This is a genomic window from Streptomyces botrytidirepellens (assembly GCF_003721215.1).
GTDB classification, from domain to species: domain Bacteria; phylum Actinomycetota; class Actinomycetes; order Streptomycetales; family Streptomycetaceae; genus Streptomyces; species Streptomyces himastatinicus.
In genome coordinates, this window is record NZ_RIBZ01000164.1 from 1 (window position 1) to 13,896 (window position 13,896).

Annotated in this window: 11 protein-coding genes; 6 read left to right on the forward strand and 5 right to left on the reverse strand. The window is 72.7% G+C overall.

Annotated features, from left to right (window positions below; genetic code table 11):
• Positions 1–54: 54 nt before the first annotated feature.
• The 4 genes from EEJ42_RS12295 to EEJ42_RS12310 form a co-directional block, all read right to left on the reverse strand.
• Positions 55–1,353 carry an MFS transporter gene (locus tag EEJ42_RS12295; RefSeq protein WP_123099984.1) on the reverse strand — a complete coding sequence of 433 codons (1,299 nt, stop codon included), beginning with the start codon at positions 1,351–1,353 and terminating at the stop codon, positions 55–57.
• Entirely contained in the window at positions 1,350–2,480 is a 1,131-nt protein-coding gene (locus EEJ42_RS12300) for a PLP-dependent cysteine synthase family protein (RefSeq protein ID WP_123099985.1), read from the reverse strand. The genes EEJ42_RS12295 and EEJ42_RS12300 overlap by 4 nt, the downstream gene beginning before the upstream one ends.
• A gap of 130 nt (positions 2,481–2,610) precedes the next feature.
• The gene (locus EEJ42_RS12305; protein WP_148081927.1) at positions 2,611–3,051 is read right to left on the reverse strand and encodes a hypothetical protein; all 441 of its coding nucleotides are present in this window, start codon (positions 3,049–3,051) and stop codon (positions 2,611–2,613) included.
• 180 nt (positions 3,052–3,231) lie between these two features.
• A complete protein-coding gene (locus EEJ42_RS12310) occupies positions 3,232–3,693 on the reverse strand; it encodes a hypothetical protein (RefSeq protein WP_123099987.1) in 462 nt (153 codons plus the stop codon).
• Between the two features lie 262 nt (positions 3,694–3,955).
• Between EEJ42_RS12310 and EEJ42_RS12315 the strand changes: the two genes are divergently transcribed.
• The 3 genes from EEJ42_RS12315 (at position 3,956) to EEJ42_RS12325 (ending at position 8,455) form a co-directional block, all read left to right on the forward strand.
• Entirely contained in the window at positions 3,956–6,625 is a 2,670-nt protein-coding gene (locus tag EEJ42_RS12315) for a SpoIIE family protein phosphatase (RefSeq protein WP_123099988.1), read from the forward strand.
• A gap of 82 nt (positions 6,626–6,707) precedes the next feature.
• Positions 6,708–7,721, forward strand: coding sequence for a permease (locus tag EEJ42_RS12320; RefSeq protein ID WP_123099989.1), 1,014 nt, complete (start codon positions 6,708–6,710; stop codon positions 7,719–7,721).
• Positions 7,718–8,455 carry a TIGR03943 family putative permease subunit gene (locus tag EEJ42_RS12325; protein WP_123099990.1) on the forward strand — a complete coding sequence of 246 codons (738 nt, stop codon included), beginning with the start codon at positions 7,718–7,720 and terminating at the stop codon, positions 8,453–8,455. Before EEJ42_RS12320 ends, EEJ42_RS12325 begins: the two co-directional genes overlap by 4 nt.
• Positions 8,456–8,487: 32 nt before the next feature.
• Here EEJ42_RS12325 and EEJ42_RS12330 read toward each other — a convergent pair whose 3' ends face one another.
• Positions 8,488–10,053: a GMC family oxidoreductase gene (locus EEJ42_RS12330; protein ID WP_123099991.1), complete on the reverse strand. Its 1,566-nt coding sequence runs from the start codon at positions 10,051–10,053 to the stop codon at positions 8,488–8,490.
• A gap of 389 nt (positions 10,054–10,442) precedes the next feature.
• Between EEJ42_RS12330 and EEJ42_RS12335 the strand changes: the two genes are divergently transcribed.
• From EEJ42_RS12335 to EEJ42_RS12345, 3 genes are all read left to right on the forward strand, one after another.
• A complete protein-coding gene (locus EEJ42_RS12335) occupies positions 10,443–11,975 on the forward strand; it encodes a glycoside hydrolase family 43 protein (protein ID WP_123100000.1) in 1,533 nt (510 codons plus the stop codon).
• A 260-nt stretch (positions 11,976–12,235) separates the two neighbouring features.
• Positions 12,236–13,219 carry an FkbM family methyltransferase gene (locus EEJ42_RS12340; protein ID WP_123099992.1) on the forward strand — a complete coding sequence of 328 codons (984 nt, stop codon included), beginning with the start codon at positions 12,236–12,238 and terminating at the stop codon, positions 13,217–13,219.
• Positions 13,220–13,302: 83 nt separating this feature from the next.
• Complete coding sequence (locus tag EEJ42_RS12345; protein ID WP_148081928.1) at positions 13,303–13,869, forward strand: hypothetical protein; 567 nt, start codon at positions 13,303–13,305, stop codon at positions 13,867–13,869.
• The last annotated feature ends 27 nt before the right edge of the window (positions 13,870–13,896 follow it).

Here is a 13,896-nt window from a genome sequence, read left to right on the forward strand (position 1 = left end):
GCCGGTGGCCGGTCATGGCCACCGGCGGGGGCGCCCCCCTGCGTCTGGACCGGGTCAGGCCGCCGCGGGGCGGGGTTCGGGCACCGCCGGTGCCAGCCGGCCCGTGCGGTGCAGTCCGAAGAGCGCCGCCGCACAGGCCAGGCCGAGCGCGAGCAGCACGATCCACGGGACGGCGGGCATACCCGCCTCGCGTGCCGCGTCCAGCGACGCGCCGGTGAGCAGGTTCCCGAGGGTGATGCCGACGCCGCAGATGGTGTTGTACAGCCCGTAATGGGTGGCCACGAGCCGCTCTCCCGAGAGCCGGACGATGGTGTCCATCTCGAACGGGTACGCGATCATCGTGCCCAGCGCCAGCAGGAACGCGGCCAACGCGGGCGGCACGGCCGCGAGGAACCACCGTCCGGGCCCGCCGTCCGGCACGGGCACCGCGGTCGCCACCAGCAGCGGCAGGAACGCCACCCCCATGAGGGCCAGCCCCCAGCCCAGGGCCCGGCCGGGCGCCATGCGGGCCTTGCACCACGCGGTCACCCGGGTCTGGCCGACGATGGTGCTCAACCCGGAGACGGCGAAGAGCAGCGCCACCGCCGCGGTGCCGAACTCCCCTTCGCCACCGAGCCGTCGTACCTCCAGCGGCAGGGCCAGATAGACCTGGAACGACAGCACATACGAGCCGATCATGGCGACGGAGAACAGCAGGAACGGACGGTTGGCCAGGATCCCGCGCCACTGGGTCAGCACCCGCTCGCGGCTCTCCCGCCCGGGCTCCGGGCCGTCATCGGCGCGGCGGGCCGGCAACGACCGGATCTGTACGACGCTCAGCACGGCGAAGATCCCGGCCGAGACCAGACAGGTGACCTGGAAGTCGACGCCCGTCAGCACCATGCCCACCAGCGGGCCGAGCAGGATTCCGGCCTGGTAGAAGATGTTGAACAGGGCGAACGCCTCCACCCGGCGCTCCCCCGCGTCCGCGGCCAGATAGGCCCTGACCGCCGGGTTGAACAGGGCCCCGGCGAGTCCGGTGGCCGCGGAGGCGGCCAGCAGCGCGGGCAGCGACTCCACGAGCCCGAGCGTCGCGAACCCGGCGGTGCGCAGCACACACCCCGCCACGATCAGCGGCTTGTAGCCGAACCGGTCGGCCAGGGCGCCGCCGACCAGGAACATGCCCTGCTGGCTGAAGTTCCGTACGCCCAGCACGAGTCCGACCAGCCATCCGGCGAGCCCGAGCGTCCCGGACAGATGCGCGGCCAGATAGGGCATGAGCATGTAGAAGCCGAGGTTGATGGTGAACTGGTTCACCATCAACAGCTGGACGCTGCGCTCGTACGACCGCACCTGGGTGATGGTGGCCTTCATCGGGCGGCCTCCGGTGCGGCCGGGGCGGCGGACCGGGACGGACCGGCCGGGTCGCCCGGGTCGAGCGGGTCGACCACGGAGGTGCAGCGGGTCCAGCGGGCCACTTCCCGCTCGCCGGGGTGTCCCATCGTGTCCGGTTCGGGCGCGGGCGGCTGGTCCAGCAGGCCGTTGGCGGCGCAGTAGTCGTCGTTGTACACGGTGTCCAGATACCGCTGCGGGCCGTCCGGGAACACCGCGACGATCCGGGCGTCCGAGGGGTGGGTACGGGCCAGCCACCCGGCGACCAGCGCGACCGCGCCCACGCTCCAGCCGCCGGTGGCGTAGTGCGACGAGGCCAGTTGGCGGCAGGTCCACACGGCCTCGTGCGGGGCGACCCAGTGCACCTCGCTGAAGTTCTCGTAGGCCACGTTGCGGGGGTAGATGCTCGACCCCAGGCCGCGCATCAGCCGGGTGCGGGCGGGCTGCCCGAAGATGGTCGAGCCGATGGTGTCCACCCCGACCACGGTGATCTCGGGGTAGAGCTGGCGCAGCACGCGGGAGACGCCCGCGGAGTGGCCGCCGGTGCCCACGCTGCACACCAGGATGTCGATGTGGCCGAACCGGGAGGCCAGTTCGAGGGCGAGCGGGGTGTAGGCGGCGGTGTTGTCGGGGTTGTTGTACTGGTCGGGGCACCAGGAACCGGCGTCGCGGGCGAGGAGTTCGGTCACCCGGTCGCGGCGGGCCTGCTGCCACCCGCCCTCCGGGTGGGGCTCGGTGACCATGTCGACCCAGGCGCCGTAGGCGGTCAGCAGCCGGGTCATCGACGGCTCCAGGCCGGGGTCGGTGACGAGGGTGACGGGATGGCCGTACACCAGACCGGCCAGGGCGAGGCCGAGCCCCAGCGTGCCGCTGGTCGACTCGACGATCGCGCCGCCGGGACGCAGGTCCCCGCGGGCGCGCGCCCGTTCGACCATGTGCAGACCGGGCCGGTCCTTGATGCCGCCGGGGTTGAAACCCTCCAGCTTGGCCCAGAAGCCGCGCCCGGCCGGGGCCAGGGGCTCGGACACCCGCAGGACGGGCGTGTTGCCGACCAGCCCGGACAGTCCGGGGACGGTGGGGGTGGCATCGTTGAGGGTCAGAGATCGCATCTGTCCGCTTTCGGTGGTTGATGGCTCGTCGGATGCTCATCTCGGGCACGGTGCGGCCTCATGGGGCCTGCACCGATCCGCGTCCGGCTGCCGGGGGCGGCAACCGGGGCGCGGGCCACGACGACGGCTCCTATATGCGCCACCGACTGGTCGAGCAGAGGGTGGATCTGACCGTCGGCGCTCGTGGGGAGAGCGTGTGCGGGCGGTCCGGGGCCACCGCGAGGACCACGGTCCGGCAGACAACGGCGGTGGCGGCGGTGGTGGCGGGAAGGGCACGTACCGACGGCTGCGCGGCCCGGCCGGACTTTTCCCGGGGCGTCGGCGCGCAGTGCTCGGGCCCCTCGGGACCGTCGGCGGACGGCTGCCCGGCGGTCTCGGCGATTTCGGCGGCCGGGGACTGCCGGGAGTCGTGCGCGACGCGCTGGCCGTGGGCGTGTTCCGCGCCGACGGGGTGGCCGAGGCAGGTGGGTCCGGTCAGCAGCAGCGCGCCCAGGACGAACGCCAGGAGTCGGCGGGGCCACAACGGTCGGCGAGCGGCCCGGGCATGGGGGCATGGGGCAGGGATCGGCACGGTTTCTCCGCACGGCGGCCGCCCTCCCGCCGCGTGGCGCGGGAGGTGGCGGACTGGAATCGGCAAGGAAACGACGGCGCCATCACGGCGCGGGACGCATCGCGCCGCACACCGATGACGGGTGACCGCGGTCACCGGAAAAGGTGCGAGGGCGTCGACGAGGTCCGATACCGGCCCGTACTAGATGCGCAGCACCGCGGTCCGGTGGAGATCGGGCGGCGTGGCACCGGCCGCCGTGGCCGCGGACGGGCGCGAGGACGGCGTGTGCCCGGCGGCACCGGTCGCGCCCTCGGCCGGGAGGGCCGGGCACGGGGCCGCGACCTCGGGCCCCTGCTCGGGCTGTGCGAGGACGCACTCGTGCGCGGAGTGGGACGCCTCGTCGTCGTGATGATGCCCCGGGGCCCCGGGCTCTGCGACCCCGGGCTCCTCGGCCTCTTCCCCCGTCTCGCCATGCGGGGCGGACACCACAGGAGACGCCACAGGAGAGGACGCGCAGCCGGTCAGATGCCCGGATACGGCTTCGGCGCTCACCGCGTGCAGGGAGACGAAGCCCAGCAGGAGCGCGGCCAGGCACAGCAAACGCAGTGGGCTCGCCACCACGCGAGCCCACCGGATGCCGAAACGCGACCGGGCCGTGACCATGCGGTGATCCTAAGCGTTGCGCACGGCTACGCTGCGGTACCGCCCAGGAGCATGTCGTTAACAAGCCAGACACACATCGCGCGCGGCACGCACCTCTCCGGGGCACGGCCGGAATCACGCCGAAGGACTACCCGGTGACCAGGTATTGCGCTCGGCCACGGATCGGCCGGAACATGATCCTTCGCGCATCGAGGGCGGGCAGCCGACCCCGCATGATCTTGGCCCTGTCGAGTGGCCGGAAAGGAATGTTATAAATGCCGACATGAGCAATTTTGCTCGTATGGTCCAGGGCCGAATACGGACGCTGTCACGGGCGCCGAGCCTCGCCGGACAGGCCTTCATCCTTCAGGTCCTCCTCACCCTCGTCCTCGTCTCCCTGGCGGTGGCGGCGCTCGCGCTGGAAGCCCGGAGCCACGCCACCGGAGAGGCGCGCCAGCGGTCGCTGGCCGTCGCCAGAACCTTCGCGGAGGGGCCCGGGATCGCCCAGGCCATGGCCGGTGACCACCCGACGGCGCTGCTCCAGCCCCGCGCCGAGGAGGTGCGCAGGCGCACCGGCGTCGACAGCGTCGTGGTCTTCGACCGGCAGGGGATGCGCCTCACCCACCCCGAGACGGCGTTGATCGGCAAGCGGATCGTCGGCCCCGACGAGGTGGTACGGGAGGAGCTCGCCGGAAAGACGGTCGCCCGGACCTTCCGCGCGAGCCAGGGCCCCTCCGTGATCTCGGCGGTCCCCGTCACCACGGCCGACGGCGCCCTGGCCGGCGGGGTCTCGGTGGGGGTCCGGATCGACAGCGTCAACGGCGAGGTGCACCGCCAGCTGCCGCTGCTGCTCGGGGCGGGCGGCGGAGCCCTCGCCCTGGCGACGGCCGGGACGGCGCTGACCAGCAGGCGGCTGCGGCGGCAGACGCACGGCCTGGGGCCCGCCGAGATGACGCGCATGTACGCCCACCACGACGCGGTGCTGCACTCGGTCCGGGAAGGCGTGCTGATCATAGACGCCGACGGGCGGCTGCTGCTGGTCAACGACGAGGCCCGGCGGCTGCTCCAGCTGACCCCCGACATCGACGGACGGCGCGCCACCGCACTCGGCCTCGAACCGCGGCTCGCCCGGCTGCTGGCCGCCGGGCAGCCCGTCACCGACGAGGTGCACGCGGCCGGGAACCGGCTGCTGGCCGTCAACATCCGGTCCACCGACCGGGCGGGCGGCCCCGCCGGGAGCGTGGCGACGCTGCGGGACACCACCGAACTGCGCGCGCTGTCCGGCCGCGCCGAGGCCGCGAGCGAGCGGCTGCGGCTGCTGTACGACGCCGGGGTACGGATCGGCTCCACCCTGGAGCTGAGCGGCACCGCGGAGGAGCTGGTCGGGGTGGCCATCCCCCGGTTCGCCGACATCGCCACCGTCGAACTGCTGGAGCCGGTGCTGCGGGGCGAGGAACCGGCGGCGCCGCACGGCGTACTGCACCGTACGGCGGTCGGCGGCGTACCGCCCGGGCACCCGCTCTTCCGCTCGGGCGAGAAGGCCGTCCCTCCACCGTCGTCGGCGCAGCGCCAGGCGCTGGAGAGCGGGCAGGCGGTCCTGTGCGCCGATCTGAGCGATGCCGCCGAGCGGCCCCCCGGGTGCGAGGCCGAGGCCGGGCGCCTGCTCGACCAGGGGATCCACTCGCTGATCGCGGTTCCGCTGCGATTCCGCGGCGTTCCGCTGGGCGTGGCCACCTTCTGCCGGACCCGGCCGAGCGGGCCGTTCGACGACGAGGATCTGGTGATCGCCGGGGAGCTTGCCGCGCGCACCGCGGTGTGCGTCGACAACGCGCGCCGCTACACGCGCGAGCACACCATGGTCACCACGCTCCAGCGCAATCTGCTGCCCGGCGCGCTGCCCGACCAGGACGCCGTGGACGTGGCGTCCCACTATCTGCCCGCACGGGCCGGGGTGGGCGGGGACTGGTTCGACGTGCTCCCGCTCCCCGGAGCCCGGGTCGCCCTCGTCGTCGGGGACGTGGCCGGGCAGGGTCTGCACGCGGCGGCCACGATGGGCCGGCTGCGCACCGCGGTGCAGAACTTCTCGGCCCTGGACCTGCCCCCCGACGAGGTGCTCGCCCTCCTGGACGAGCTGGTCGCCCGGCTCGACCTGGAGCGCGAGACGGACCCCGACAGCGCGCGCATCACCGGCGCCACCTGTCTGTACGCGATCTACGACCCGGTCTCCGGCCGGTGCAGCGTGGCCCGGGCCGGTCACCCCGGCCCCGTACTGGCCTGCCCGGACGGCACCGTGCGGACCCCCGAGGTACCGGCCTCACCGCCGCTGGGCCTGGGCGGCGAGCCCTTCGAGGCGACCGACCTGCCGGTACCCGAGGGCACCCGCCTGGTCCTGTACACCAACGGACTGGTCGCCAGCCACGACCGGGACCACGACACCGGCCTGGACCTCCTGCGCCGCACCCTCGCCGCCGCCCCGGACCGCGGCCCCGCCGACACCTGCCAGGAGCTGTTCTCGACCGTCCTCCCGGCCCGTCCGAGCGATGACGCCGCCCTGCTGGTGGCCCGTACCCGCCTGCTCGCCCCGGAGAACGTGGCCCAGTGGGAGGTGCCCGCCGACCCGGCGGCGGTCGCCCCGCTCCGCGCCGCCTGCGCCCAGCGGATCCGGGACTGGGGGCTGGACGACGCCGCCTACGCCGCCGAGCTGGTCATCAGCGAGCTGGTCACCAACGCCCTGCGGTACGGCGCCCCTCCCGTACGGATACGCCTGCTCCGCGACCGCAGCCTGATCTGCGAGGTGTCCGACGGCAGCAGCACCTCGCCCCATCTGCGGCGGGCCGAGCTGACCGACGAGGGCGGGCGGGGCCTGTTCCTGGTCTCCCAGCTCGCCTGGCGCTGGGGCACCCGCTACACCGCGCACGGAAAGGTCATCTGGGCCGAGCAGACGCTGTCGTAGTGAGAAGCCGTGCCCGAATCGGCGTACTGAAGGGCGAGGGAAGCCACCCTCGACGCTCTTCCACGCCGGAGGTACCTCACCCGTGACCCTCACCAAAGCGCCCCCGGCCCGGGGCGGCCGCCGGGACGACGCGGACGATCCCCGGGCCCGGCGGTTCAACTCCTCCCTCGTGCTGACCCTGCTGCTGGTCCTGGTGGTGGCGCTCCAGGGGCCGGTCCGCGGGGCGTTGTCCGCGCCGGTGATGCAGAGCTGGATGACCGTGTTCGTGGCGGTGGTCGTGCAGGCCCTGCCGTTCCTCGTCCTCGGTGTGCTGCTGTCGGCCGTCATCGCGGTGTTCGTGCCACCGTCGTTCTTCGCCCGCGCGCTGCCCGGGCGCCCCGCCCTCGCGGTGCCGGTCGCCGGGGTGGCCGGGGCGGTGCTGCCCGGCTGCGAATGCGCCTCCGTGCCGGTGGCCGGGGCGCTCGTACGACGGGGTGTCACCCCCGCGGCGGCCCTGGCGTTCCTCCTGTCCGCCCCCGCCATCAACCCGATCGTGCTGACCGCCACGGCCGTGGCGTTTCCCGGCGAACCCCGCATGGTTCTCGCCCGGTTCGCGGCGAGCCTGCTCGTGGCGTGCGTGATGGGCTGGCTGTGGCAGCGGCTGGGCCGCACCGACTGGATGCGGCCACCGGCCCACCCGTCGCTCGACGGCCTGGGCAAGGGGGCGGCGTTCTGGGGGTCCATCCGGCACGACGTGATGCACGCCGGTGGCTTCCTGGTCGTGGGTGCGATGACCGCGGCCACCCTCAAGGCCGTGGTGCCCGCGAGCTGGCTGCACACGGCGGCCGGGAATCCCGTGGTGGCGATCCTCGCCCTGGGGCTCCTCGCGGTGGTGTTGTCGATCTGCTCCGAGGCCGACGCGTTCGTGGCCGCGTCGCTGTCGCAGTTCTCGCTCACCGCCCGGCTGGCGTTCCTCGTCGTGGGGCCGATGATCGACCTGAAGCTGTTCGCCATGCAGGCCGGTACGTTCGGCCGCGGGTTCGCCCTGCGGTTCGCCCCCGCCACCTTCGCCGTGGCCGTCCTTGCGTCGGCGCTGGTCGGGGCGGTGCTGCTGTGAACCGACAGGCCCAGGCAGCGGTGCTGTTCCTCCTCGGCGTGGCCGTGCTGCACGCCGGGTTCACCGACCTCTATCTGCGGTACGTCAAGGCCGGGTTGCGGCCGTTGCTGCTCGCGGCCGGTGTCGTCCTGATCGGCACCGCCGTCGCCACCGTCTGGTACGAACTGCGGCACCAGCGCCACGGCCACGAGCACGGCGACGAGCACGGCGACGGGCACGGCCACCGCGAACCACGTGTCTCCTGGCTGCTGGTGCTGCCCCTGTTCGCCCTCATCCTGGTCGCCCCGCCCGCGCTGGGCTCCTACAGCGCCATGCACACGGGCACGGCGCTGCAACGGCCGCCCTGGGGCTTCCCCACCCTCCCCGCCCGCGACCCGCTCTCCCTCAACGTGGCCGACTACGCGGGCCGCGCGGTCTACGACCACGGCCGTTCCCTCCGCGACCGGAACGTCAGGATCACCGGCTTCGTCGCCCTCGACCGCCGTGGCGCGCCCTATCTCGTGCGCATGGCCCTCAACTGCTGCGCCGCCGACGCACAGCCCGTCAAGGTCGGCCTGTCCGGGCGGACTCCCCCGGTCCTGCGGCCCGACACCTGGCTCGAAGTCACCGGCACCTACACCGGCAAGCGGACCAAGGATCCGGTGGGCGGGGGTGTCATCCCGTACATCGACGTCAGCCGCGCCACACCGGTCCCGGCCCCGCGCGACCCGTACGACGAGAGCTGGAACGGCTGAACCGCGCCGTACGGGTGCGGACGAGGGAGGCGTCAGCGTATCGCCGCGGGGAAGCCCCGGATGAGGTCGGCGGCCTTCTCCGCGGCCATGATGACGGGCGCGTTGGTGTTCCCCCTGGGCACCGTCGGGAACACCGAGGCGTCGACGACCCGCAGCCCCGCCACGTCGAACACCCGCAGCTCGGGGTCGACCACGGAGCCGATGGCGCAGGTCGACGTCGGGTGGTAGAGCGTCTGCCCGGCCCGCTGCGCGAAGGCGAGCAGATCCGCGTCGGAGTCCGAGTCCGGCACGTCGAACGGCCCGGTCGTGACCCGGGTCAACGCGTCCTGTGCGGCGATCCGCAGGGCGATGCGGACGCCCTGGACCATGCAGCGCTGGTCCTCGGCCGTCATGAGGTAGTTGTGCACGATCCTGGGTTCGGCTTCCGGGTGCGCGGACCCCAGTGTCACCCGGCCGCGGCTGGTCGGGGCGAGCACACACGGGCCCAGCGCGAACCCGTGCTCGGTGGCGGGGGCGAGCCCGTCCTGGTGGAACAGCACCGGCGCCATGTGGAACTGCACATCCGGGGCCTCCAGTCCGTCCCGGCTGCGGAAGAAGCCACCGGCTTCGCCGATGTTGCACGTCAGCGGGCCGCGCCCCTCGTTCGCCAGCAGTGCGGCGTTCTCCGGGGTCGCCGCGGTCATCAGCGATTCGACATCGGTACGGAAGTTCAGCAGGGCCATGTAGTGGTCCTGGAGGCCCTCCCCCACCGGAAGGTCGCGCACCACGTCGACGCCGAAGGACGACAGCGTGGTGGCGGGCCCGATCCCGGACAGCATCAGCAGCTTCGGGGACTCGTAGGCGCCCGCGGACAGGATCACCTCACGCTCGGCGCGGATCACCTCGACCGCGCCGCCGCGCTCCACCACCACTCCCCCGGCCCGGCCGCCCTCGATCAGCACGCGGTGGGCCCGGGCCGACGAGAACACGGTGAGGTTCGGCCGCCCCAGCACGGGGTGCAGATAGGCGACGGCCGCGCTACAGCGCATGCCATTGCGCTGGGTCACCTGATGCCGCCCGACGCCGAACTGGGTCGGGCCGTTGAAGTCCTCGTTGCGCGGGTGTCCGGCCTGCACGGCGGCCTCGATGTACGCGCCGGCGAGCGGGTGGCAGGACCTGCTGTCGCTCACGGCGAGCGGCCCGCCCACCGAGTGGAACACGTTCTCACCGCGCTCGTTGTCCTCCGCGCGCCGGAAGTACGGCAGCACCTCGCCGTACGACCAGCCGGTGGCCCCGGCGGCGGCCCAGCCGTCGTAATCGGCACGGTTGCCGCGCATATAGATCATCGCGTTGATGGAACTGGAGCCGCCCAGCACCTTGCCGCGGGGCAGATAGGCCCGGCGGCCACCCAGCCCCGGTTCCGGGCCCGAATGGAGATCCCAGTCGAGCTCGCCCTTGAACAACTGGGGGAAGGCGGCGGGCACATGGATCTCCTCCGCCGTGTCGGGCCCTCCCGCCTCTATCAGCGCCACCCGGACCTCGGGGTCCTCCGACAACCGGGCCGCCAGCACACACCCCGCGGAGCCGGCGCCGACGATGACGTAGTCGTGAGTGTTCATCCGATTTCCTTTGACCGAGACTGCGCGGACCGTGCGCGCCCCATTGTCCCGGTGCGCATCATGTGACGCTCAGCCAGGTTGATCTGACGCAAGATCAGAATGTCCGGGCTTCTTGCCCATAAACTCCCCCGCTGCCACACTCCTGCCGGTAAGCGCTTACTGGAACGAGTACACGTACTCATCCCCGTTCGAGATGTCGAGATGCGGAGACAACGGTGAGCCAGCACAGTCGCAGGCACGTGATACGGACCGGCCTCGGCGCGGCGGCCGCGTCGGCGGTACTGGGCGCGGCCGGTGGCACCGCCCGCGCCGAGGCGGCCACCGAAGGCCCGCAAGGAGCGGGCGCGCAGGCCGCCCGGGCGCGGGGGCGGCTGCCCTGGGTGGCCGACCTGGGAGACGGCCGCTACCAGAACCCGGTGCTCAACGCCGACTGGTCCGACCCCGACGCGATCCGGGTGGGCGACCACTTCTACCTGGTCGCCTCCACCTTCAACCGCATTCCCGGACTGCCCGTCCTGCGCTCCACCGACCTGGTCAACTGGACCGTGATCGGGCACGCCCTGACCGAGCTGCTGCCCCGGGACCACTTCAGCGAACCGCGGCACGGCCAAGGGGTGTGGGCCCCGGCCCTGCGCCACCACGACGGCAAGTTCTGGATCTTCTATCCGGACCCGGACTTCGGGATCTTCGTGGTGACCGCCACCGATCCGCGCGGCCCGTGGAGCACACCGCACCCGCTCAAGCCGGGCAAGGGCTTCATCGATCCGTGTCCGCTGTGGGACGACGACGGGCAGGCCTATCTGATCCACGCCTGGGCGAAGAGCCGCAGCGGCATCAACAACCGGCTGACGCTGCACCGGATGAGCCCCGACGGCACCGCCCTGCTCGACGAGGGCCGCATCGTCGTCAACGGCGACGAACTGCCCGGCTACACCACGCTGGAGGGGCCGAAACTCTACAAGCGGGACGGCTGGTACTGGATCTTCGCTCCGGCCGGAGGCGTCACCAGCGGCTGGCAGTCGGCGTTCCGCTCCCGCTCCATCCAGGGCCCGTACGAGGACCGCATCGTGCTCGCCCAGGGCGACAGCCCCGTCAACGGGCCGCACCAGGGGGCGTGGGTGAGCACACCGGGCGGCGAGGACTGGTTCCTGCACTTCCAGGATCGCGGGGCCTACGGGCGGGTGGTGCACCTCCAGCCGATGCGGTGGCGCCCCGACGGCTGGCCGGTGATGGGCGACGACGACGGCAGCGGCCGGGGCACCCCGGTGCTGGTGCACACCAAGCCACGGGTCCACGGCCGGACGAGGGTGACGGCGCCCGCCACCGGCGACGAGTTCACCGGGCCGGAGCTGGGGACGCAGTGGAGCTGGCAGGCGAACGCCGACCCGGCCTGGTGGTCGTTCCGCCACTTCCCCCGCCGGCTCGCGCTGGCCTGTCGGCCCAGCTCGGTCGGTCATGACCTCCGGCTGCTGCCGAACGTACTGGGCCAGCGGCTGCCCGCCGAGTCCTTCACGGCGACGACCTCGATGACCCTGTCCACCAGGACCGCGGAAGCCCGCGCCGGGCTGGTCATGCTGGGCGCGACGTACTGCTGGGCGGGCCTGCGCCACGACGGCGACCGGATCGTCCTGGTGTGCCGCACCGCCGACGAGGACGCCGCCGAGGTGGACGCCGCCCCGCCGATGCCCCTGGGGAGGGGGCGCGCCGCGGTGCGGCTGCGGGTGACCGTGGGCCCGGGCGCGGTGTGCCGGTTCGCGGCCGACACGGACGGCCGGGGGTTCGCTCCGCTCGGCGCGCCGTTCACGGCGACCGCGGGCACCTGGATCGGGGCGACCGTGGGACTGTTCGCCACCGGACCGGCGGCCGCCGGCCGGAGCGGCGCGGCGGAGTTCGACTGGTTCCGGGTGGGCCCGGCGCTCTGACCACCGCGGCCCGGACGGTCACCACCGTCCGGGCGACCACCACCGCCGGGGCACATCGGGCAGCGGCCACGGCTGCCCCATCCCGGCCAATTTCGGCCACCTCCCGTTAACCCGAGCACGGCCCGGCCGCTCTCGCAGGCCGGGCCGCTTGGCACACTTTTTCTTAAAAAACAGCAGGCCGAGCCCAGGGAACGAGAGAGAAATCAATCAATTGGCCGTAAGGGGAAGCCGAGACGGCTGAGACCTGCGAGGCTGTCTGGATGCAAACCCTTTACAGAAGTCTGCTGAATGTGCTTCCCCGGCTCGGCGTGCAGGTGCTCGACCTCGGCTCGGGCACCGCGGTGCTCTCCCGGCGCGGCAAGCGGAAGCGCGTCGCGGTGGGCCGGGAGGCCGATCTGGTGACACGCGGCGGCGGCCGCTATGCCGTGACACGGGTGCGGCCGGACACCTGGGTGGTGGCCCGTGGCCGTGGCGACCCCTCCGGCGCGTGGACGAACGTGCGCCTCGGCGACACCGGTGCCCATCTGCTCTACGACGCGGGCTCCGACGAACGGACGCTCCAGCTGGCGGCCGCCACGTATCTGTGCGGCCACCATGTGGCCGGGCTGCTGGAGAAATACCAGGTGAACTGCGTCTTCGACGTGGGGGCCAACGCCGGTCAGTACGGCAGGCGCCTGCGCCAGCTCGGCTATACGGGCAGAATCGTTTCCTTCGAGCCCACCGAGGAAGCCTTCGCGAAGCTGGAGAAGGCCGCCAAGGACGATCCCGAGTGGTGGGTGTTCCCCTTCGCCCTCGGGCGCGAGGAGGCCACCCAGTCCATGCACGTGGGCTGGGCCACCATGAACTCCCTGCTCGGCGCCAGCGACTACGGCAAGGAGCGCTACCGGCGGTTCGCCAAGGACCGTACGGAGGAGATCGAGATCCGCAGGCTGGACAGCGTGATGGACAAGGCGCTGGCCGGTCTCACCGACCCCCGCCCCTATCTGAAGATGGACACCCAGGGCTACGACCTGGAGGTGTTCGCGGGCGCCGGGGACCGGATCGAGGAGTTCGTCGGGTTGCAGTCGGAGGTCGCGGTGCTGCGGCTCTACGAGGGGAGCCCCGCGATGAGCGAGGCCATCGCCGCGTACGAGGACAGCGGCTTCGGGATCACGGGCATGTACCCGGTGACACGCGAGGACACCACGGGACGCGTGGTGGAGTTCGACTGCGTGATGATGCGCGCGGACGCCGCCCCCAAGTGACGACAACACCCGTACGGGGCCGGTGCGTCCGGCCCCGTACGGGCAACCTCGGCCACCCACACGGCGTCGCATAGGGTGACACCGTGAGGAAGTCTCTGTCGCCGCCGACACTGCCCGGCAGCAACCCTTATGGCGCGGTTCCCGGTACGGGGTACGGAACGGGGCACCCCGTGACCGACCGGCCGCCGCTGCCGGGATATCCCCTTCGCCCCGCCCCGTCGGCGCGCCAGGCCGGGCCGGAGGCCCCGTACGCCGCGCCGGAGCAGCTCGCCTGCCAGATGTGCGGCGGGTCTCCCGCGGCCGAGATGGCGATCCGCCACCACCAGGGCTTGGTCCTCTTCATGCTGTTCCGGAAGCGGAAGGGGCACTTCTGCCGGACGTGTGGCACGGCGCTGCTCCGGAAGCACACCGCCTTGACGCTGTGGCAGGGGTGGTGGCATCCGCTGTCCGCGCTGCTGTTCAACCCCGTCACCCTGCTGCTGAACTGGCGGGTGCACGCGAAGATCGAGGACCTGCCGGGCCCCGGCCCCGATCCCTTCGCCTCCCGGCTGGCCCCCGGCAAGCCCCTCTTCCTCCGTGCGGGCGCCCTGTTCGGGCTGCTGCCCGCCGCGTTCGTCGCGTACGTCCTCGCGATGGTGATCGCGGGGTAGGGGAAGCCGGGCCGCCGGCGCTCGATA